The sequence below is a fragment of the Limosilactobacillus walteri genome (assembly GCF_014830205.1).
Lineage (GTDB): Bacteria > Bacillota > Bacilli > Lactobacillales > Lactobacillaceae > Limosilactobacillus > Limosilactobacillus walteri.
In genome coordinates, this window is record NZ_QORN01000033.1 from 1 (window position 1) to 21,060 (window position 21,060).

Genomic DNA, 21,060 nt, shown 5'->3' on the forward strand with positions numbered 1-21,060 from the left:
TCAACTAGCGCCTCGACCAGTGCATCAGTAAGTGCATCAACTAGCGCTTCGACCAGCGCATCGACCAGCGCATCGACGAGCGCGTCAACCAGCGCATCAACTAGCGCCTCAACGAGTGCATCAACTAGCGCTTCGACCAGTGCATCAGTAAGTGCATCAACTAGTGCCTCGACCAGTGCATCAGTAAGTGCATCAACTAGCGCATCGACTAGCGCCTCAACTAGCGCGTCAACCAGCGCTTCGACCAGTGCATCAGTAAGTGCATCAACTAGCGCTTCGACCAGCGCATCGACGAGCGCGTCAACCAGCGCCTCAACTAGTGCTTCGACCAGTGCATCAACCAGCGCATCGACCAGTGCATCGACGAGCGCCTCAACGAGTGCATCAGTAAGTGCATCAACGAGCGCATCGACGAGCGCGTCAACCAGCGCCTCAACGAGTGCTTCAACTAGTGCTTCAACGAGTGCATCAGTAAGTGCATCAACTAGCGCCTCAACGAGTGCTTCGACGAGTGCGTCAACCAGCGCATCGACCAGTGCATCGACGAGCGCCTCAACGAGTGCATCAGTAAGTGCATCAACTAGTGCCTCGACCAGTGCATCGACGAGCGCCTCAACCAGTGCATCAGTAAGTGCATCAACTAGCGCTTCAACTAGTGCCTCGACCAGTGCGTCAACGAGTGCATCAACTAGTGCATCGACGAGCGCCTCAACCAGTGCATCAGTAAGTGCCTCAACTAGCGCTTCAACTAGTGCCTCGACCAGTGCGTCAACCAGCGCATCAACTAGCGCCTCAACGAGCGCTTCAACGAGTGCATCAGTAAGTGCATCAACGAGCGCCTCAACCAGTGCATCAGTAAGTGCATCAACTAGCGCTTCAACTAGTGCCTCGACCAGTGCATCAACTAGTGCATCGACGAGCGCCTCAACCAGTGCATCAGTAAGTGCCTCAACTAGCGCTTCAACTAGTGCCTCGACCAGTGCGTCAACCAGCGCATCAACGAGCGCATCAACGAGTGCATCAGTAAGTGCATCAACGAGCGCCTCAACCAGTGCATCAGTAAGTGCCTCAACTAGCGCTTCAACCAGTGCCTCAACGAGCGCCTCGACCAGTGCATCAGTAAGTGCATCAACTAGTGCCTCAACGAGTGCGTCAACCAGCGCATCGACCAGTGCATCAGTAAGTGCATCAACTAGTGCCTCGACCAGTGCTTCGACAAGTGCATCAACGAGCGCCTCAACGTCTGGTAGTACATCTCCTGTAAATCCACACCCTGATGACCCATCCGAATCAATCAGCAATTCGCAATCGTTATCGATTAGTACTAGTGAATCAGTATCGTTAAGTGCAAGTGAGTCCGCATCGGCTTCACTAAGCTCAAGCGAAAGCACTTCAGCATCACTTAGCGAAAGTCTTTCAACTAATACAAGTGGTTCATCTTCTACAAGTGGTAGTACATCTGCTGTAACGCCATTCCCTGATGGTAGTGAGTCTGGTTCAACAGCATCTACTAATAACTCAACGAATGGTTCGACATCACTAAGCTTGAGTATTACGAATAGTACAAACACAAGTGGCCTCGAAAACACTAATGTTTCCGTTGCTGATAACCACATGACTGTTAACTTGACTGGTACTAACTCGGTTGATAACAATGCCGGTAGTCAAAAGCCAAGTCAGCAAAATAAGAAGCTTCCACAAACTGGTAATGCAAGTCAAATGAATACTGAATTACTCGGTCTTGTATCACTCGAAGCAGTCTTGTTGTTACTAATCGCTAAGAAGAAAAAGCATGGTGAAGATAAATAATTAAATTTATTTAAGCCAAACTAAAAAACAGCTCCTAGGTTGGATTACCAATCTAGGGGCTGTTTTGATTTTTAATCAATGCATTCTTACTTTTGAAACCGCAAACATAATATTAAATATTTAATATTATTTATGTTATTATAAGCCTAAGGTTGCTTATGAGTAACTAATTGAATACAACGTCAGAACATAATAATGGAGGTAATACGCTATGCCAATGGGTGATATTTCTTCAAGTAATGATGAGGTTGGAACTGCGGTCGTTAATTATAAAATTCCGCGTAATTTCCATAGTCAACAGCAAATTTTAGATAATTGTCATAATATTGCTGATATAATTGCAGGAACAAAGAAAGCATATCCGGGATTAGACTTAATTATTTTCCCTGAATATTCAACAGAAGGAATTCTTTATGACCATAATGATATGATGAATCTTTCTACGACAATTCCTGGACCAGAAACTGAGATTTTTGCGCAAGCCTGTCGTGAGAATAATGTCTGGGGTGTGTTTTCAATTACAGGTGAAAAGAATGAAGTTGACGGTCGAAATCCATATGACACAGCTATTTTAATTAATAGCAATGGGGAAATTGTGCAAAAATATCGTAAAGAAATTCCGTGGGCACCGATTGAGGCATGGTATCCTGCAAGTGGAACTTTCGTTTCGACAGGGCCAAAGGGCATTAAGCTTAGTTTAATTATTTGTTCGGATGGCAATTATCCAGAAGTCTGGCGTGATTGTGCAATGCGTGGAGCAGAGTTAGTCGTACGAATTCAAGGCTATATGTTCCCTGCTCAGCCACAAGAATTAACGATGGTTAAGGCGATGGCCTGGGCGAACAATCTGTATGTTGCTGTGGCAAATGAAGCCGGTTGGGATGGCGTATACTCTTACTTTGGTCATAGCTGTATCATTGACTGTGATGGAGAAACAATGGCAGATGCTGGACCCGCAACGATGAGTATTCAATACGCAACCCTACCATTAAAGAAGGTTAGGGATATGCGTAAAAACGGTCAATCCGAGAACCATTTGTATAATCTTTTGCATCGTGGCTATGCTGGAACGCTGGCATCGGACAGTAAAAAAGATGGTCTTGCAACTTGTCCATTTGAATTCTATCGCGAATGGATTGAGAATCCTAAAGTAGCTCAAAAGAAAGTTGAGGAAATTACTCGGTCAGCTCCAGGAGTTAAATCAGCGCCGATCAAGGGAATCCCGTATGAATAACCATAATCATTAGTATTCAAAATTACTAAAAAACCGAAGCCGTTTAGCACAGCTCCGGTTTTCTTTATAAATTCTCATCAGTCGTAAAATTCAATTCACAGTAGTCTGTCATTTTCGTAATCAATTCCAGACTGAGTTTCTTGTATGCGTTCAACGTATCAACCGCGTAGCCATCACTTTGCCGGGTAAGAAAAGTTGACCGGGCTTCACCTTTTAGGCTCGGAAGTCGTCGATCAGTTTCCGCAATCATCTTAATCGCAGCGGTATTCCGTTCTTTTTGAACATCGCGCAATAAGGGGAGAAAGTCGTGTAAATGACTATCAACGAGTACGCTGGCATGCTTAAAAATCCAGTAGGCAGAGTTTAACTGAGCTGGTAGCTTACCACGCTTATAAGGAGCAGGTGTATCGGTGATGCCGTTGAAGAACGGGACATAGGTACTTTCCGCCGCTACCCCCATCGCCAACCAGTGAATATTAGCTCCCGGCCGGTTCATTTGTAGGATATGTGATTCCTGGGTCTTGGCGAGACTGATTGGACGGTACTTATGAGCATCCTTACCGTGGCCAATCGGGTCATAAGGGGTGCCCTCATAATGGTTGCTCAGGTAGTTTTGCGCATCAAAAATGGATAACTTGTGGTCGGGCTTCATAATAAAGGGCAAGTCAGTTGATTCCGGCGTCTCATCGCCTGCTTGCGCTGGGCTAAATAGCTGGTGACCAGCCCATACCCGTGGTTCAGAATAAATCGCGTCAGAACGATCAGCTGTCCCAAAAATCTTGCGGAAGTTAAAGGTAGTTGGGTCGGGATTCAGGTGGTGTTTTTCGACAAATTCCTGAATGCCAGGGTGGAACATAAAGTTATTCGTGTCCGTGAAATCGATTTCTTGAATTGCCAGTTGGTTAGCAACCACGGCATAACAATCATCGGGAATCCGTTGGGCAACCCAGTAGTGTCCCGCACCAGTTTCAAAATACCAAGCTTCATCATTATCGGCGAATAAGACCCCATTAGTTTCGCCGGTTCCATACTTTGCAATTAGATTTCCTAATCGCTGAACTCCTTCACGGGCAGTTTTGACATATGGTAAAACTACGGTAATCATTGCTTCCTCGTTTAGCCCGTTTTCTACCAAGGGATCATAACCGAGGACGAGTGAATTAGAGTAGGCACTCTCAGTTGCACTCATGGCAACGTCGTACTCATTGATCCCGTCCTCTTCAAATAAGCCATCCTTGTCTGTCCATTCGGGTGTGGCAGTATAGCGAGCACTTTCTTCTGGCAAGTCAAGTTCTAAACGAGTATCCTTAGAAACGAAGTGGGTTGGCATCTCGCCATGTTGGTGAACGACCATGTGCTTGGGCCACGCCGCCTTAGCATCTTCATTTCGGCCGATCATAATCGTTCCATCGATGCTTGCCTCCTTACCAATTAAGATACTTGTACATGCAGTTAATTTATTCCCCATAAATAAATTTCTCCTTTTACGTATTGGTTTAATTGTACCGCGAACAAAGAAGTAAGTCGATTTAGTCTGAATATTTTAATTTTATGTTTAGAAGTATATAATATTGCTGTATAAAATAGGAAAGGAGAGGATAATATGCAACAATTATCAATGCTAATTGTAATGTTAGCGGCGTTAATTATTCCTATTATTATGGCACGGTTTAAAGTTTCCTCGATCCCGACTGCCGTTGCTGAAATCCTTACCGGTATTGTTCTCGGTAAAAGTTGTTTAAATGTAGTTAATCCCAATTGGACCCTTAATCTCTTATCGTCCCTAGGGGTAATCATGCTGATGTTCTTATCAGGAATGGAGATTAATTTTGACCTCTTTCGTAAGACACCAGGGAAAAAACGTGCAAAGAATTCGCCGGTAGTGATGGCTACTCAAGCATTTGGACTGGTGATTATAACTTCCTTTGTACTTGCGGTTGTTATTAGTCAGTTGCACTTATTTAGTGATATTTTATTAGCAACAATTCTTTTTTCCACGATTGCCTTAGGAGTAGTCATTGCGACCTTAAAAGAAAAGGATATTTTACAAAAGCCGGTTGGGCAGACATTGCTGCTAACTGCTGTGCTAGGGGAAGTGACCCCGATGCTTGCTTTGACCTTTTATGCGTCCATTAATGGGGGCAATGCGGGTCGGCTGTGGTTAATTGTCTTGCTTTTTCTGGCAGCAATTTTTCTTTTGCACCGGTTTAAACAGCCATTTATCTGGTTTAATAAGATCTCTAAGTCAACGACCCAGCTCGATATCCGTTTAGCCTTTTTCTTGATTTTTACATTGGTAACGATTGCGGAAACGGTTGGCGCAGAAAACATTCTAGGAGCCTTTTTAGCCGGTATGGTCATGAAGCTTCTTGAACCGAGTGAGTCGACAGAAGACCGGTTAAATTCCATTGGTTATGGTTTCTTAATCCCCTTCTTTTTCATTATGACAGGGGACCGGCTAGATTTGAAAAACCTCTTTGCCAATCGGCAGGCATTAGCCTTAATTCCAATCTTAGTGCTTGGCTTTATCTTGGCGAAAATACCAACGATGTTAATTTTCAGACGACGGTTCAAGCCTCGCAACACATTTGCCGGAAGTTTCCTCGTTGTCACTACAATTACGTTAGTTTTGCCAACCCTGCAAGTTGCCCGCAACCTGCATGCGATTACAACGGCTCAGTCGGATGCCTTCACCTTAGCAGCGATTATTGTCTGTATTATTGCGCCGGTTGTCTTTAATTCAGTCTTTAGGCCTGAAAAGGCAGACCTGATTAAGCAAAAGGTCAACTTTATTGGCACTAACACTTTGACCGTGCCGATTTCGCAGCAATTATACAAGAATTGGTATGACGTACGGATGGTTACCGATAACGAAAATAATTACAAGACTTATAATAGTGAAGTAAAAGACCTCGCTTACTTGCCGGAACTGACGGCCGAGGCCCTTGAGCAGGGGCATTACTTTGACTGTGATATCATGGTTGTCGGGTTTTTGAACGACCATAAATCAGCTCGGTTAGCACAAATTGCCAAGGAACACGGGGTTAAACGGGTGATTGCGAGTCAAAATCATCCGCGGCTTGATCCTAAAGATGTCACGGCCTTGCGCGATAAAGGCGTAGAGATTTTTAACAGTTACAACGTCCAAAGCAGTGTCTTACGGGCCTTGATTGAATCGCCATTGATCTTGCGGATGCTGACGGATACTGAGGCGGGATTATATGAAGCGACAGTTCTTAATTCCCGGTATACTGGGCGGGAACTCCATACGTTACCATTTATCAACCATATTACGGTTAGCCGGATTTTCCGCAACCGCAAGCCGATTGATCCGCATGGTGACACAATTATTGAGTATGGTGACCACATTCTCTTTACTGGGGATCGTAAAGCCGCTGAACAAGTTCGTGAAGATTTACGGCGGCCAAATTAATTAAAGAATTTGGTTAATGTAATTGCCGTAAAAGCGCTCTTATGGTAAGATTTTAAATGAATTTATAAGGAGGCACGGATTATGCCATTAGTTCATATTGACTTAATTGAAGGCCGGACCGATGAGCAGTTAAAGGCTCTCGTAAAGGATGTTACAGCAGCAATTTCAAAGGATGCCAATGTTCCTGCCGAACGGGTGCATATCGTGTTGAATGAGATGCGCAAAGACCGCTATAGTGTAGCTGGTAAGATGGTCAGCGACAAGTAACAACAAGAGAGTCATCGGGGAGGGCAGTTAGCGTCTTTTCACGGTGGCTTTTTTATATAATCAAAATCCATCAAGTTTCTTCCTATATAATATAGGAGGAACTGCTCGCAATTGATAGCGAAAGGATGAAATAAATTGAACGAACAACAATATATTATGGCGATCGATCAGGGGACGACGAGTTCACGGGCGATTATCTTTGACCACGAGGGGACAAAGGTTGCAATCAGCCAACAAGAATTTCCGCAATACTTCCCTAAGCCAGGATGGGTTGAGCACGATCCGCTTGAGATTTGGGATAGTGTTCAGTCAGTGATTTCTAATGTAATGATTAAGTCGCAAATCAAGCCCTATAAGATTGCTGCCATCGGGATTACGAATCAGCGGGAGACGACCGTGATTTGGGATCGTCATACGGGTAAGCCGATTTATAACGCGATTGTCTGGCAGTCAAAGCAGACGAGTGACATTGCTGAACAGCTTATTAAGGACGGTTATAAGGAGATGATCCACAAGAAGACGGGGCTGGTGATTGACTCTTACTTTGCCGCTACTAAGATCAAGTGGATCCTTGACCATGTTCCGGGTGCCCGCCAAAAGGCTGAGAATGGCGACCTGATGTTTGGGACGATCGATACCTGGCTATTATGGAACCTCTCAAGCCATCGGGTTCACGCGACTGATGTGACCAATGCTAGTCGGACGATGCTTTTTAATATTAACACCCTTGACTGGGATCAGGATATTCTCGACCTGCTGGATATTCCGCGGTCAATGCTGCCAGAAGTTAAGCCTAGTTCGGCAATCTATGGCTATACTGGCGATTACCACTTTTACGGGGTTCAGATTCCGATTGCCGGGATTGCCGGGGACCAGCAAGCCGCCCTTTTTGGTCAGGCAGCCTATGATAAGGGGTCAATTAAGAATACATATGGCACCGGCGCCTTTATCGTTATGAATACTGGACGGAAGCCGACCCTTTCAGATAACGGCCTCTTGACGACGATTGCTTATGGACTTAATGGGAAGGTCCACTATGCTCTAGAGGGGAGTATCTTTGTTGCTGGTTCAGCAGTTCAATGGCTGCGTGACGGCCTCAAGATGTTTGATAAGGCGAGCGAGTCGGAACAAATGGCTGTTGATGCGAAAACAACAGGAGGAGTTTACGTTGTCCCTGCCTTTACCGGTCTGGGTGCACCTTACTGGGACCAAGAAGTACGGGGGGCCATGTTTGGTTTAACGCGAGGCACTAATCGAGGACATATTATCCGCGCAACCCTTGAAGCCATCGCCTACCAGACCAAGGATGTTGTTGATACGATGGTTAAAGATACCAACTTACCGTTGCAAGCACTAACGGTTAATGGCGGCGCATCACGGAATAATTTCATGATGCAATTCCAAGCTGACATCTTACAAACACCGATCAAACGGGCCGCAATGGAGGAGACGACTGCCCTTGGAGCAGCCTTTCTTGCCGGATTAGCCGTCGACTTCTGGGAAGACCAAGACGAGCTCCGTCAGCTCTCTCGGATTGGCGATAAGTTTGATCCACAGATGGACGTTAAAGAAGCAACAAAACTGTACCAGGGTTGGCAACAAGCAATTTCTGCCGCCCAGTTTTATGGCCGCCAAAAGGGAATGGGAGAAGACTAACTTTTTCAGCCATAACTATTCACCATTCAACAAACTAATATAAGAAGGAAAATGAGAAATGGAAAGTAAAACACCAGTTCAAATGACTGATGATTTGGCCCGCTTCATTAAAGAAAGTCGAGAAGACGTGGCCTCTCCTCATGAGTCATTATATGTTGATTTGTTAGAACAGTGGAAAGTCTTGAGCAGCTATCAGCTTGAATATGCTGATGAGCAGAGCAAGAAACTTTATAATGCCTATTGGTCATCGATGAAGAGGTGGTATGAGGTCTTTGATAATGAACGTGAAGACCTGCTCGAACCCGCTGCGATGCCTAGTCTTGACCTTGCCGATTTTTATTCTGGATTAATTACCGACTTAATGAACCATGTACTGAGCTTATTGCCAGCGTACCCGCACGACGCGGTGATTAATCTGACTGATTTTCGGGTGTTGCTAAGTAACGAGGTTCATAAGTTTACTAAGTTAGATTTGGGATTACAGGGGCCGATTGACTTTGCGATGATTATGGATTATTGGAAGTTGATGGGAGACGCCCTTGATAAAGAATTATCATAGCTAAAAAAATGACTCTAGCATTCGGGTTTTCCGAATACTAGAGTCATTTTTGGTTAACAAATAAGAAGCTTATTTATTGAGCCAATCCTGCAAGTAATTAACGAGCATTTTGGCGTCATCTTTTGTTAAAGCAAAAGTATTATCATGACTGATATTATCAAGATCAACATTTGATACCAGCATTTGCAACTCGTCGTCTTCATTATTTTGATAAATGCTGAGCTCATTAACGCACTCATCGTCACGGTCTTCGCCATCATATTTGATATGCAGCCAGTTAGTCTGGCGGTCAATTTCATGTTGTTCCACTTTCTCACCTCAAAACTCTCCTTTCATTTTAGCACGAAGCTGGTGGGCACGGGTAATGACTCCACGGCGCCAGTAAGAAACAGCAGCTCGTGTAACCCCGTATTCCTTTGCAATCTGGCGGTCACTCAAATGGTGGTTGAGCTTTGCAACTAGGTAACGTTGTTGGTTGAGGGCACTGTGGTGGTAGAGGTAGCCAAGAAAGTCGCTGTTTTCGAGGTGGGTAAAGGGATGACTTGCCTGGGTATCTGCTAATAGGACATCATAATTACTCTCGTTTTCTTCGTTATCCAGCGAATAAGTAAAGAGAAGACTTTCCAGCTGTTGCCGACGGAGGTGATCGAGTAGGCGCCACCGCATCCGCTGATAGGCAAAGCACATTAGGTCCCGTTCATTATCAGTATTATTTTCGGCGTTACTAAAATAGTCCGCGTAGGCTTGCGCGAAGATAATCGACCCTTCTTGGACAAAATCATCGTAGTCGTCACGATGGGGAGAAATACCGAGACTCTTTAATACCCCATGAACAATCGTAATCCGCTTATCAGTCATCAAGAAAGTCAATCCTGCCGAAATTTTTTTATAATCCATAATATGAGAACATCCTTTAGAAATATTCTCAAGAGCTCTTGAGTACCATTAAATTACCGTAATATTAATATCTTAGCGAACGATAAAATAGTTAAAAAGTCGCTTAAAAAGACGTTGACAGGAGTAAAATAAGCCAGTATCTTATTATTCATGTTAAAAGTTAATCGTTTTACGGTGGTAACGATTAATTTTAAATTTGTATTATTTAGAGGAGTGTTGATCTTGAGAAGAAAGATTGATATGGCAAAGATTGCTAGCTTGCCAATCGATGGGGTCACCGATAATTTTCAGGTGCGATGGGATAATACCTTGTTGATAGCGGCTTATGACCAAGAACGGACATTTATTTTGACAGTTGACGGGGAACAACTTGTTTTGCGACGACGGTTAAGAGAGGTTTTGCATCGTTTTGCTTGCGAAAATTCTGTCCATAATCATGAGATGCACGCCCTCTATCAATTAGTTGATTGCCGGACACGGGGATATGTTGCTGGGCATCATCGGTTAGTACCGACATGCGGACGGACAAATGATCAGGTTGTTTACTACATGGTTCACTACTTAGATGATGCTGCTGAGTTAATAGACGATAAGAGAGTCGAACTGCTTTTAAAAGGAAAACGTGAGACTTTTCACGTCCGCGTTGATACGAGCTATCGGACTTTTCGCCGGATTGTTGATGCGGCAGATCGGGTCGCCAAAATTCAACTACAAATCTACGAATATTGCCGACACCAGTATGGAAAGATCAATTCAGAAAATATTCACGAACGGCCATACGAAAGTGATTACTGTGTTATTCAGGCGCACCGTCGGCAAAGTGAAAAAGTCTTAATGGCGACAATCTTGTATATTGTTAGCACGGCCTATGAAGAAACATTTGGTGAAAAAATCAATCCAGAATTTATTGAACAGATTAAACGTGTGATAAATAATTTTTGAAGTAATTTTTAGTAAAAAATGTACAATAAGTAAACATTAGTCCATTAGCTTGTTATAATAGTAGTCGAAAGGAAGAGATGTAGCTTAGTAATGGAATGGAGCGTTATTATGACTGAAAAGAAAGATCTGTGTGGTGTAAGCTATACATTAGATGTTTTAGAAGATAAGTGGCAACCGCGGATCATCTATTGGCTTGGCTTTCGGCCGTTTACCATTGATGAGTTGCGCCAGTTGCTACCAAACTTAACAGCCGTAGCACTTAATGACGAGCTAGCTTCCTTGCAAAAGCTAAGGATTGTCAACCCGGTTAAGGATAAAGAGGGAAAATACTCGTTGACCGAGGGTGGTAATGACCTACGCAATATGGTCGTAACAATGGGAGTCTGGGGTCGTCAGCAAATGGATGATTCCGCTGATATGACTTCAGACCAGATTGTCGAACCAGAAGCAAACGCAAGCATGGAAGAGCTGATTAAGTATAACGAAAAGCTCGATAAGTACTTGTAACACGGGGACTAGTGAATAGTTATGGTTGCTTTGGAGAGAGAAGCATCTATGACTGTACATGTAATGAAGAGTCTGTGACGTTATTCGTTGCAGGCTCTTTTTAACGTTTATTACAAGAATTGTCGAAAATGTAATTAAATTGAAATAAACGGAATGGCTTGACTTGAAAACAGAGGCAAAAGGAGTCCAATGATTGATAAATCAATGTTTCTGTTAATGATAAAATTTATATTTTGATCATTTTGTGAAAAAGCTATGAAAATGTTTCTTGACTAAATAGTTTACATTCTTAATAATGTATTAAGTAATTATCAAAATTGATTAGCTGACAACCGCTATTAAAAAAGTTCGCAACTTGTTAATTACCATTGTTAGTGTAGGTTTTCGGTAATGCGACTCGTTGCACCAGTGGATTTTTTATGTGTAGGGGACAGCTATATATGGGAGAAATTTTTTATGTCAGACGAAAATAATCGACCCTTGAATAATAACGATGAAGAGATGCCACACCGTCATCACCATCATCATAAACATCACCGGCGTCACCGGGGATGGAAGATTTTTTGGTCCGTTGTCGGGGGTTTAGTGCTAGTCGCCCTGTTCTTTGCGGGAATGGCTTGGCATAATCTGAAGTCAACGACTGATGATATGTATAGTAATGCTGGGGCAACCAAGTCACGGGATGCCCAAAAGGTCCTTGACCAGAAGAAGCCCGTCTCAATCCTTTTATTAGGGACTGATACAGGGGCCCTTGGTCGGGATTATAAGGGGCGGACGGATACGATTATGATTATGACCCTGAATCCGAAGACGAAGACAACTACAATCGTTAGTCTACCTCGTGATATGAAGGTTAATTTGCCAGATTACCCCCAGTATTCACCAGCCAAGATTAACGCCGCTTATACATATGGTGGGGTTAAGGAGAGTATTAACACGATCCAAGAACACTTTGACATTCCGATTGACTACTATGTCTTAGTTAATATGGGTGGTCTGGAAAAGGCCATTAACCAAGTCGGTGGTGTCGATGTGAAATCACCATTGACCTTTGACTATGAAGGCTACCATTTTGAAAAGGGCGAAACCTACCATATGAATGGAAAGAAAGCATTAGCCTTTAGTCGGATGCGGTATGACGATCCCGATGGTGACTATGGTCGGCAGCAACGGCAACGGTTAGTAATCATGGCTCTGTTAAAGAAGTCGGTTTCATATAAGACCGTGCTTAATCGGTCCTTCTTACAGTCGGTATCTGATAGTTCGCAAACTGACTTGACATTTAACGATATGATGAAGTTAGCGCAAAATTACCGCAGTACAAATGAACATATCGTCCAAGACCATGCTCAAGGACGGGGGCAAAATGAAGGCGGTCAAGCCTTTGAAGTTGTGCCAACCAGTGAGCAGCAACGAATTACTAATTTGTTACAGAATAGCTTAAAAAACTAAAGATTGAGGAGTAGAAGTCGTGAATAGTTCACAGCAAACAGCAAATAATACTATTGACTTGCATCGCCTAATGATGCTTTGTCGGAAACATATTAAGATGTTAATTATCTGGACATTATTAGCCGGGATTTTAGGCTTTGTGGTTGCCCAATTTGTCGTGGTACCAAAATATACCGCTACCACAGAAATCCTGGTTAACCAAAAACATTCCAATGATAATAATGGTCAAGCTTTCAATAATCAACAAGCTGATATCCAGATGATTAATACCTATAAGGATATCATTACAAATCAGGTTATCTTGAGCAAGGCTAGTAAGGAATTAAAGAATCCGGTCAAAGTGATTAAGCCTGCGCAACCGGCTGAGTACCGGCGCAATGCTGATGGAACACGGCGCTTAATCAAGGAAGCCCAGCCGGCCATCGTTGAACGTGGTGGTAAGAGCTACAGTATGTCAACTAATGAGTTAAAGAAATCCATTAGTGTTTCTACCCAACAAAATTCTCAAGTTTTCTCCTTGCAAGTTAAGACTGATAGTCCCGAAAAATCAGCCGCGGTTGCTAACACCGTAGCAAATGTTTTCAAAGGACAGATCAAAAAGATTATGAGTGTTAACAATGTGACCATTGTTTCACGAGCAAGTACACCGGACACGCCATCATTCCCCAATAAGAAACTATTTGCTTTAGCTGGGGCAGTTCTCGGTTTAATCCTAAGTTTCATCTATATCTTGGTTGGCGACCTAATGGATACCAGTATTCATGATGATGATTACTTAACCAATGAACTAGGCTTAACCAATCTTGGTCACGTTAACCATATTGTAATGAGTCGGGACTTCAAGGTTAATAATAATGAAGAAAACCACCGCCACAATAACGGCAGTCGGCGGGTTTAAAAAGGAGGAGAAGAGATGTCACTATTTCATCGAACACAACAACAATCTACTGATACCATGGATAATGGTGCAAAATTGATTACCGTTGCTCATCCAAAGAGCCCGATTTCCGAACAATTCCGCACAATTCGGACGAATATTAATTTCATGGCAATTGATAAACCGATTAAGACTTTAGCAATGACTTCGGCTAATGTGAGTGAAGGTAAGTCCACGGTGACGGATAATGTGGCAGTGGTATGGGCACAAACCGGTCAAAAGGTATTACTAATCGATTCTGACTTGCGACGGCCGACTTTACATGCGACCTTTAGCAAGAGTAATCAACATGGGTTAACGACGATTTTAACGAGTGGGACTAATTCAGTTGACTTGCGGACAATTATCCAACCTAGTGGGGTCGATAACCTTGATATCTTAACAGCGGGGCCAATTCCACCTAATCCAGCAGAATTGTTAAACTCACAACGAATGCGGACTCTATTAGATACCGTTAAATCGATTTACGATATGGTAATTGTCGATGTACCGCCAATGTTGGAAGTTACTGATACCCAAATTCTTTCACGGCATCTTGACGCTGTGGTATTAGTAGTCAAGCAGGGACAAACGCAGAAATTAGCGGTTAAACGGACGGTTGAATTATTAAACCTTGCTCATGCTAACCTGTTAGGATATGTGATGAATGATGTTAATGCTGATGGTGATGCAGCCTATGGGTATGGGTATGGGTATGGGTATGGCTACGGTGAGGATACGAATAAATAGATATTCTTAAATTAAAGGGGGATTTATAATAATGGACGGAAAATTGCAAAATACTAATGTTGAGCAAATCAGTAATTTTAGCTGGTATCGGGATGTTTGTAAACGATTTTTTGATTTTATGTTTAGCTTAATTGGAATCGTAGTGTTGGCAGTTCCGATGTTAATCGTTGCAATCGTGATTAAGATAGATTCTCCTAAAGAACAAATCCTATTTCGGCAAAAACGAGTTGGCAAAAATAATCATGAGTTTACTATCTATAAGTTTCGGTCAATGCGGCAAGATGCGCCACACGAGATGGCAACGAAGAATTTTGAGAACCCGGAAGCATATATTACCCCGGTTGGTAAGTTTATTCGAAAAGCTAGTCTCGATGAACTACCCCAGCTATTTAATGTGTTTAAGGGAGAGATGAGCATTGTGGGACCACGCCCATTAATCCCAAATGAAAGAAAAGTTTTGGAACTCCGTAATGAATATGGAGCCAATAAAATTTTGCCTGGAATTACAGGCCTAGCGCAAGTTCACGGGCGTGATGAAATCACTGATGAAAATAAAGCGACTTATGATGGTAAATATGCATTAAATATTAGTTTGTTATTGGACTTATCTATAATTTTTAAGACAATTTTTGACGTTATTCATAGTCGTGGTGTACACGAAGGAAAAATTAAACAGAAGGATGTTTAGAGTTTTATGACAATGCCAAATGATTACCCTCCTTTTTCTGTCTTAATGTCAGTATATAAAAGTGATAATCCCAATTATCTCGATTTTGCTTTGAAAAGTATAGAACAACAAACAGTAAAACCTAATGAAATTGTATTAGTTGAGGATGGTCCTATATCACAAGAGTTACATGAAGTTATAAAAAAGCATACAAAGCTGTTTGAAGGTAATTTTAAAAATATAAGGTTAAAAACAAATAATGGGCTAGGAGTTGCATTAAAGGTTGGAACAAAGTATATATCTAATCAATGGATCGCAAGAATGGATTCTGATGATTATAGCGTTCCAGATCGTTTTGAGAAGCAACTAAAAATTATTACTAGTCAATCTGATATTTCCGCTGTTGGGGGACAGGTTGCTGAGTTTGTAACTAACATCAATAATGTTATTGGCTATCGAAAGGTACCGGTAGAAAAGGGGTTAATTTCAGATTTTATTAAATGGAGAAGCCCTATTAATCATCCTACTGTTATGTTAAATAAGAAATCATTGATAAATGCTGGTGGGTATCTTCCGTATGGAAATTTAGAAGATTATTTTCTATGGGCTAGAATGTTGTCTAAAAATATGAAACTTTATAATAGCAATGATGTTTTAGTTCATATGCGTGTTGATGATGGTATGTATGAAAGAAGAGGAAAATTAAAAAATATAAAATTTTTCTACGCATTAAGATCTTTCATGTATAGAAATAGCTTGATTAACCTAAAAGAAATGATTTTAGGTGACTTTATAGTAACAGTAAATATTATAATACCTGGTTGGCTAAGAAAAATTATTTATCAAAGGGTTTTGCATAAGTAAATATATAGATTTAAAGCTTTAAAACAAGGAATGGAAATATGGATGTAAGCGTTATTATCCCGGTTTATAATGGTGAAAAGAATATAAAGAGACTATTTAAGTGTTTACAAAGACAAAGGAAACGAGAAGTTGAATTTATCTTTGTAAATGATGGTTCGACTGATAAAACTGATTCAATTTTAAATGAGCTATTAAATAGTTATAATGATAGAAGATTTATTTATAAAAAGCTTAGCGAAAACAAGGGAGTTTCTAATGCAAGAAACATTGGAATTGACATAGCTCAAGGGAGATATTTGATATTTGTTGATTCTGATGATATTTTCACAGAAGATTTTGTTTCTGTATATTATAAAAGAATTTATGAAAATAAAACGGATATAGAATTCTTTTCATTCAATGCAAAGAAAAACCAACAAAAATATGTTGATTATTCTAAATTTGATAATGGAAATGTGTTTAATTCAGAAGAATTGCTAAAAATGTTTTTTTCTCAAAAACTACGTACATTTTTATTCTCATTCATTAGTAAAGCTTCTCTCTGGACTCCGACATCTTTTGAGACTGGAATAACCTATCAAGAAGATACATTGGCACTTATTAATATCATTCTATGTAATGATATTAAAGCTAGATTCAATACTAATTGTTATTATCTGTATAACTCAGAAAATAATAGCAATGTTTCAAATAATTTGAGCATTGAACAATATTGGCAGGCTGTGAAAGTCGATAAAAAAATTGCGGAGATTATAAAAAATAGAAATAAACTAAGCAGTATTATTCCCAATCTATATTCTAAAGAATTATCTGAATTGATGGGTGTTATAGTATGTTCACTAAGAAAAAATAATATGTTTAATTATTATAAAGCTAGGCAACAATATATTGAAACATATAAGATGTCTAGCAATATTACTTTTAAGCAGAAAATAAAGAGAAGAATACAGTACTTACTTTTGATAAATAATAATATAAAGGTATTGAGGCTTATATATTCAAAGATAATGTAAGTTGAAATAAGATAAGGGAGATATATTATGATACCGAAGATAATACATTATTCGTGGGTTGGAACGGAAATTCCTAATAATGTAAAAATGCGTATAAATGAGTGGAAGAGGGTTCTACCTGACTGGAAGTTCATGTTTTGGAATGAGAGTAATTATGATTTTAATCAATTTTGGTTTACTCAGAAAAAAATGGAAGATAAGGATTGGGGATATGCAACTGATGAGCTAAGGTATGATGTGATCAATAAATATGGTGGCTTTTATTTAGATACAGATATGATTATAAAAAAAGATTTATCTCCTCTTTTAAATAAAAATATGATTTGGGGGTTTATGTATGATAATAGTTTATTAACTTCTTTCTTTGGTGCTGCTCCCAATCAACCTTTTTTAGATGTAATTTTATCAGAATATTCTGATCATAAAAATAAAGAAGATCTTTTTAGAATGACTAGTAATCCTTTTGTAACTAATATTTTTCTTAACAAAATACCAAATTTTGAATTAAATGGTAAGATGCAAAGCCTTGATTTCGGGAATAAGACCATTAAAGTTTTTCCACGAGATTATTTTTGCTATCCAACTCGAAATAGAAAAGCAAATTATACTGAACATCTATTTGATAATTCATGGGGTACCAGCAATAAGGGTGTTTATGGTGCAGCAAAGCACGAGATGAGAAAGCTGTTTCCAATTTTATATGGGAATATTGCAAATAGAAGAGGAGTTAACTATTCAAAACAGTTTATAAGTAAAGTACATAAGTGAGAGGAATTTATGAGATTAGCAATAATAACTCCTGGCTTTCAGCCAGTTCCAGCTACTAAGGGTGGGGCGATTGAGCAATTAATAACTTATATAATTAAGGCTAATGAGAAAAGTCATGACTTTGATATAGACTTATACACCGTTTACGATAAAAAAATTGAGAATTATAACTATAAGTATACAAAAATACTTAGTTATAAAAAAACATGGTATGACTTTCCTTTAAGAGTTTTCAGTCTGTTTTTTAGAACGGTAGGTAAGGTTTTCCATAAAGAAACATCGTTTAACTATATATCCTTTCACATGGGAAGACTGTATAAAAAAAATTACTATGATGTGGTTCTTGTAGAAAATAATATGGATATTTACGCTACTATTTTAAAAAAAATAACTCGTGAAAAACTTTATTTTCATTTACATAATGACTTTGATAATGGGGATTTTGCTAAAACTAAGTATAAAACAAAAAAGATAATAGAAACTAGTAATGGGATAATTACTGTTAGTCAGTTTTTGAAAGACAAATTAAAAAACTATGGAGCAAAAAAAGTAGCGGTAGTTTATAATTTTGTTCCAAATAGATTTTCGGGCTCTTTATCTAAAGAACAGCGACTAAAAATTAGGCACAAATTTAATTTTAAGGATAATGATATTATATTTACTTATATTGGTCGCCTCGATAGAGATAAGGGGGCCGATCGGTTGTTAGAAGCTTTTAAAGAGATAAGAAAAAATGATGACACAATAAAAGGATTAGTTGTTGGCGATGCTTTTTTTCACACTAAAGTTGAACAAAAGCATTTTGAAAAGATAACTGAATTAAAAGCTAACTTAAAGAATAGGGTGAAATTTATAGGATATGTTCCTAACCAGGAGTTAACAGACCTATATTCGATTTCTGATTGCATAGTTATTCCAAGTCAGGTTGAGGAAGCTTTCGGATTAGTAGCTTTAGAGGCAATGAAAATGGGAAAGCCAGTAATTGCTTCAAATTCTGGAGCCTTACCTGAAGTGTTAGCGAAGGATGGATCAATTATTGTGAACAAGGAATCAAACTTTGTCCATAATTTAGCTAGCTCAATAGAAATTCTTTCTAAGAATATACAATTGAGAGAAAAAATGGGAATCAGCAATTTCAATAAGAGTAAGACATTCCCGCAAAACGAATTTGAGTATTTTTCGTTAATAAAAAAGGCCATGAGTATTAATAATTAAGAGGAATATTATGAGTAGTAAAAATATATCAATCATTGTTCCAATATATAATGTTGAAAAATGGATCGATAGATGTCTTTCAAGCATTCAAAAACAATCCTATGAAGATTTTGAAGTACTTCTAGTAGATGATGGATCAAGTGATAATAGTGATGATATCTGTAAGAATTATACAGTTCGAGATAAGCGATTTAAGTATTTTAAGAAAATTAATGGTGGCTTGTCTGATGCGAGAAATTACGGAATAGATAGGGCTGAGGGAAAGTATCTCATTTTTATTGATGGTGACGATTATGTTGAAAAAAACTATGTAGAAAAGCTCTATAGAACTATAACTAAATATGCAACAGATGTTGCTATTTGTGGTTTTTCGAATGTAAATGCTGATGGGATATTGATCGATAAGAATACACTGCCAATGACAGATGAAAAAATTTTAACAGGGCGTGAGGTAATTGAACTGTCGTTTGATTATAAAAAATTGGGCTGGAGTTTAGGTTGTGCCTGGAACAAAATCTATAAGGCTACCCTCTTTAATGACCTACGATTTGAAAAAGGTAGGTATTATGAAGATGGTCTTATTTTTCCTTTTTTGTTTTTGAATGTTAATAAAGCGGCTATTGTTCATGAAGCGCTTTATGATTATGTTCAAAGAAATAACAGTATTATGCATTCAAAAATGTCAATTCAGAAAATTAAAGATGATGATTATAGCATGCACAAATGGATTGATTTGTTTAAAAATAAAGATGAAATGCTATATCGACTTTCTATTCAAAAATATAAGGATTGGATTATCAATAAGTGGATTAGTCATCAGTCTATCTTATCTGAAAACGATATGTGTCATTATCTCCAACAACAATTCAGAATGTATGAGAAAATTGAACAATCAGCTAATTTAAAAAGAAATATTAGAGACAGGTTAGCCTTTATTAATTTGAATATTTTATATTATATGAATAAGGTTCTACCGTAAAGGAGTAACTATGCAAATAGCTAATTCAAACAACGTAACGTTATATGAAAAGATGATTTTAGGACTATTAGTTATTTATTCGATTGCTAGTAATATATATGCAGTGAATGCTTCATCTACATATAGCTTAATCGAATTTATAGCAACAATAGCAATAATGATAGTAGGAATCGTTTGGTATATTACTAGTTTAAGGGATTTTTCCAGTTTGATTTTTTTACTATTTTTGGTATTACTCCTTTTTATATTTAGATTTAGTTACTTTGCTTTAAGTGTAGTTAGTTTGGGGATCGCATTTTTCAGCGTTAAAGTAGAAAATATTGTATATATTTATAAATATTTGTCTGCTAGCCAGTTAATTTTCGGAATTTTTGCTGCTATGGTTGGTTTTTTGCCTATGTATAATTCTAAAACTGGGAGTTTTACTTTCGGTTTTGTTAACGAAAATATGACTGGAATGATACTTGCGGTTTTTGCATTGTGTATTTTTTTTAAGAATGATGGTGAATTTATAGTAAATAAATTAAATACATTATTTTTAATTGGTGTAGTATTTGTTGAAAAATTTTTATTCAATGATTCAACTGCAATAGTAATGATACTCTCTTTTTTAATTTTATTTATTGCAAAAAAGACGATAAGAAGAGTTAAATTAATCCAGCTTATTTGTATTATCACACCACTTATTTTAGCAATTTTTTCTTTCTACGTATCATATGCTTTTAGTATTACATCTGCAAATTGGATTAATAAGCTGAATAATTTGCTTAGTGCTAGAATCTATATTTGGAATTACTATGCTTCTAATTACCCTTTAACATTGTTTCCAAATAATTGGCAAATTAATAATAAAATATTTAGTGGATATTTTGACGGAGGATATATTTATCTTGGCTTATTTCAAGGGAAGATATGGCTTGCTATTATAGTTTTGGGACTGTGCTTAGCTAATTTTAAATTGATAAGACATAATAATTTTGTGATCTTAGCCTTTATGCTGTCATTTGAAATTGCAGGTTTCTCAGAAAATGTTCTTATAAATATTAATGAAAGCTTTGCAATAATATTAGCATTTTTGGCTTATAACCCAAGTTGGATTCGTAATAAAAACTTGACTATTTAGGCGGTGTAA

General features: G+C 39.0%; 22 protein-coding genes. 18 read left to right on the forward strand and 4 right to left on the reverse strand.

Annotated features, from left to right (window positions below; genetic code table 11):
* Nucleotides 1-1,571: hypothetical protein (locus tag DTK66_RS08275; protein WP_368356244.1), on the reverse strand; the 1,571-nt coding region annotated here is incomplete at its 3' end.
* Between DTK66_RS08275 and DTK66_RS08280 the strand changes: the two genes are divergently transcribed.
* Both DTK66_RS08280 and DTK66_RS08285 read left to right on the forward strand, forming a co-directional pair.
* Nucleotides 1,546-1,809, forward strand: a complete 264-nt coding sequence (locus DTK66_RS08280) for an LPXTG cell wall anchor domain-containing protein (protein ID WP_225209051.1) — start codon at nt 1,546-1,548, stop codon at nt 1,807-1,809. The genes DTK66_RS08275 and DTK66_RS08280 overlap by 26 nt on opposite strands.
* A 211-nt stretch (nt 1,810-2,020) precedes the next feature.
* Complete coding sequence (locus DTK66_RS08285; RefSeq protein ID WP_153931119.1) at nt 2,021-3,043, forward strand: aliphatic amidase; 1,023 nt, start codon at nt 2,021-2,023, stop codon at nt 3,041-3,043.
* A 64-nt stretch (nt 3,044-3,107) separates the two neighbouring features.
* Here the strand turns inward: DTK66_RS08285 and DTK66_RS08290 are convergent, their stop codons facing one another.
* A complete protein-coding gene (locus tag DTK66_RS08290) occupies nt 3,108-4,511 on the reverse strand; it encodes a C69 family dipeptidase (protein WP_191668363.1) in 1,404 nt (467 codons plus the stop codon).
* 135 nt (nt 4,512-4,646) lie between these two features.
* Between DTK66_RS08290 and DTK66_RS08295 the strand changes: the two genes are divergently transcribed.
* The 4 genes from DTK66_RS08295 (at nt 4,647) to DTK66_RS08310 (ending at nt 8,958) form a co-directional block, all read left to right on the forward strand.
* Nucleotides 4,647-6,476, forward strand: coding sequence for a cation:proton antiporter domain-containing protein (locus DTK66_RS08295; protein WP_191668364.1), 1,830 nt, complete (start codon nt 4,647-4,649; stop codon nt 6,474-6,476).
* An 81-nt stretch (nt 6,477-6,557) separates the two neighbouring features.
* Nucleotides 6,558-6,743 carry a 2-hydroxymuconate tautomerase gene (thmT, locus tag DTK66_RS08300; protein WP_003663508.1) on the forward strand — a complete coding sequence of 62 codons (186 nt, stop codon included), beginning with the start codon at nt 6,558-6,560 and terminating at the stop codon, nt 6,741-6,743.
* A gap of 135 nt (nt 6,744-6,878) precedes the next feature.
* The gene (glpK, locus tag DTK66_RS08305; RefSeq protein WP_153931122.1) at nt 6,879-8,399 is read left to right on the forward strand and encodes a glycerol kinase GlpK; all 1,521 of its coding nucleotides are present in this window, start codon (nt 6,879-6,881) and stop codon (nt 8,397-8,399) included.
* Nucleotides 8,400-8,457: 58 nt separating this feature from the next.
* On the forward strand, nt 8,458-8,958 hold the full coding sequence (locus tag DTK66_RS08310) for a hypothetical protein (protein ID WP_191668365.1): 501 nt from the start codon (nt 8,458-8,460) through the stop codon (nt 8,956-8,958).
* Between the two features lie 69 nt (nt 8,959-9,027).
* On the opposite strand, the gene DTK66_RS08315 is transcribed toward DTK66_RS08310, so the two are convergent.
* Together DTK66_RS08315 and DTK66_RS08320 are read right to left on the reverse strand one after the other, a co-directional pair.
* Complete coding sequence (locus DTK66_RS08315; protein WP_191668366.1) at nt 9,028-9,267, reverse strand: hypothetical protein; 240 nt, start codon at nt 9,265-9,267, stop codon at nt 9,028-9,030.
* 9 nt (nt 9,268-9,276) lie between these two features.
* Complete coding sequence (locus tag DTK66_RS08320) at nt 9,277-9,855, reverse strand: sigma-70 RNA polymerase sigma factor region 4 domain-containing protein (RefSeq protein WP_191668367.1); 579 nt, start codon at nt 9,853-9,855, stop codon at nt 9,277-9,279.
* 213 nt (nt 9,856-10,068) lie between these two features.
* Here DTK66_RS08320 and DTK66_RS08325 point away from each other — a divergent pair, with 213 nt between their 5' ends.
* The 12 genes from DTK66_RS08325 to DTK66_RS08380 all read left to right on the forward strand — a co-directional run bounded on the left by DTK66_RS08325 (nt 10,069) and on the right by DTK66_RS08380 (nt 21,051).
* Complete coding sequence (locus DTK66_RS08325; protein WP_368356245.1) at nt 10,069-10,797, forward strand: hypothetical protein; 729 nt, start codon at nt 10,069-10,071, stop codon at nt 10,795-10,797.
* A 108-nt stretch (nt 10,798-10,905) separates the two neighbouring features.
* A complete protein-coding gene (locus tag DTK66_RS08330) occupies nt 10,906-11,304 on the forward strand; it encodes a winged helix-turn-helix transcriptional regulator (RefSeq protein WP_153931125.1) in 399 nt (132 codons plus the stop codon).
* Nucleotides 11,305-11,760: 456 nt separating this feature from the next.
* Entirely contained in the window at nt 11,761-12,756 is a 996-nt protein-coding gene (locus DTK66_RS08335; RefSeq protein WP_191668368.1) for an LCP family protein, read from the forward strand.
* A gap of 19 nt (nt 12,757-12,775) precedes the next feature.
* Nucleotides 12,776-13,654 carry a YveK family protein gene (locus DTK66_RS08340; RefSeq protein ID WP_191668369.1) on the forward strand — a complete coding sequence of 293 codons (879 nt, stop codon included), beginning with the start codon at nt 12,776-12,778 and terminating at the stop codon, nt 13,652-13,654.
* Between the two features lie 15 nt (nt 13,655-13,669).
* Complete coding sequence (locus DTK66_RS08345; protein WP_191668370.1) at nt 13,670-14,422, forward strand: CpsD/CapB family tyrosine-protein kinase; 753 nt, start codon at nt 13,670-13,672, stop codon at nt 14,420-14,422.
* A gap of 31 nt (nt 14,423-14,453) precedes the next feature.
* Nucleotides 14,454-15,110, forward strand: coding sequence for a sugar transferase (locus tag DTK66_RS08350; protein ID WP_191668371.1), 657 nt, complete (start codon nt 14,454-14,456; stop codon nt 15,108-15,110).
* A gap of 6 nt (nt 15,111-15,116) precedes the next feature.
* Nucleotides 15,117-15,953, forward strand: a complete 837-nt coding sequence (locus tag DTK66_RS08355; RefSeq protein WP_191668372.1) for a glycosyltransferase — start codon at nt 15,117-15,119, stop codon at nt 15,951-15,953.
* A 38-nt stretch (nt 15,954-15,991) separates the two neighbouring features.
* Nucleotides 15,992-16,966, forward strand: coding sequence for a glycosyltransferase family 2 protein (locus DTK66_RS08360; RefSeq protein WP_191668373.1), 975 nt, complete (start codon nt 15,992-15,994; stop codon nt 16,964-16,966).
* 27 nt (nt 16,967-16,993) lie between these two features.
* Nucleotides 16,994-17,734, forward strand: a complete 741-nt coding sequence (locus DTK66_RS08365; protein ID WP_191668374.1) for a glycosyltransferase family 32 protein — start codon at nt 16,994-16,996, stop codon at nt 17,732-17,734.
* A gap of 9 nt (nt 17,735-17,743) precedes the next feature.
* The gene (locus tag DTK66_RS08370; protein ID WP_191668375.1) at nt 17,744-18,949 is read left to right on the forward strand and encodes a glycosyltransferase family 4 protein; all 1,206 of its coding nucleotides are present in this window, start codon (nt 17,744-17,746) and stop codon (nt 18,947-18,949) included.
* 10 nt (nt 18,950-18,959) lie between these two features.
* The gene (locus tag DTK66_RS08375; RefSeq protein ID WP_191668376.1) at nt 18,960-19,928 is read left to right on the forward strand and encodes a glycosyltransferase family 2 protein; all 969 of its coding nucleotides are present in this window, start codon (nt 18,960-18,962) and stop codon (nt 19,926-19,928) included.
* A 10-nt stretch (nt 19,929-19,938) separates the two neighbouring features.
* Nucleotides 19,939-21,051: a hypothetical protein gene (locus tag DTK66_RS08380; protein WP_191668377.1), complete on the forward strand. Its 1,113-nt coding sequence runs from the start codon at nt 19,939-19,941 to the stop codon at nt 21,049-21,051.
* Nucleotides 21,052-21,060: the final 9 nt, after the last annotated feature.

Excerpts from the sequence above, each read along its gene's own strand:
- DTK66_RS08285 (WP_153931119.1), top strand. The coding sequence starts at position 2,021 with ATGCCAATGGGTGATATTTCTTCAAGTAATGATGAGGTTGGAACTGCG.
- DTK66_RS08290 (WP_191668363.1), bottom strand. The coding sequence starts at position 4,511 with ATGGGGAATAAATTAACTGCATGTACAAGTATCTTAATTGGTAAGGAG.
- DTK66_RS08295 (WP_191668364.1), top strand. The coding sequence starts at position 4,647 with ATGCAACAATTATCAATGCTAATTGTAATGTTAGCGGCGTTAATTATT.
- thmT (WP_003663508.1), top strand. The coding sequence starts at position 6,558 with ATGCCATTAGTTCATATTGACTTAATTGAAGGCCGGACCGATGAGCAG.
- DTK66_RS08310 (WP_191668365.1), top strand. The coding sequence starts at position 8,458 with ATGGAAAGTAAAACACCAGTTCAAATGACTGATGATTTGGCCCGCTTC.
- DTK66_RS08320 (WP_191668367.1), bottom strand. The coding sequence starts at position 9,855 with ATGGATTATAAAAAAATTTCGGCAGGATTGACTTTCTTGATGACTGAT.
- DTK66_RS08330 (WP_153931125.1), top strand. The coding sequence starts at position 10,906 with ATGACTGAAAAGAAAGATCTGTGTGGTGTAAGCTATACATTAGATGTT.
- DTK66_RS08335 (WP_191668368.1), top strand. The coding sequence starts at position 11,761 with ATGTCAGACGAAAATAATCGACCCTTGAATAATAACGATGAAGAGATG.
- DTK66_RS08345 (WP_191668370.1), top strand. The coding sequence starts at position 13,670 with ATGTCACTATTTCATCGAACACAACAACAATCTACTGATACCATGGAT.
- DTK66_RS08350 (WP_191668371.1), top strand. The coding sequence starts at position 14,454 with ATGGACGGAAAATTGCAAAATACTAATGTTGAGCAAATCAGTAATTTT.
- DTK66_RS08355 (WP_191668372.1), top strand. The coding sequence starts at position 15,117 with ATGACAATGCCAAATGATTACCCTCCTTTTTCTGTCTTAATGTCAGTA.
- DTK66_RS08360 (WP_191668373.1), top strand. The coding sequence starts at position 15,992 with ATGGATGTAAGCGTTATTATCCCGGTTTATAATGGTGAAAAGAATATA.
- DTK66_RS08365 (WP_191668374.1), top strand. The coding sequence starts at position 16,994 with ATGATACCGAAGATAATACATTATTCGTGGGTTGGAACGGAAATTCCT.
- DTK66_RS08370 (WP_191668375.1), top strand. The coding sequence starts at position 17,744 with ATGAGATTAGCAATAATAACTCCTGGCTTTCAGCCAGTTCCAGCTACT.
- DTK66_RS08375 (WP_191668376.1), top strand. The coding sequence starts at position 18,960 with ATGAGTAGTAAAAATATATCAATCATTGTTCCAATATATAATGTTGAA.
- DTK66_RS08380 (WP_191668377.1), top strand. The coding sequence starts at position 19,939 with ATGCAAATAGCTAATTCAAACAACGTAACGTTATATGAAAAGATGATT.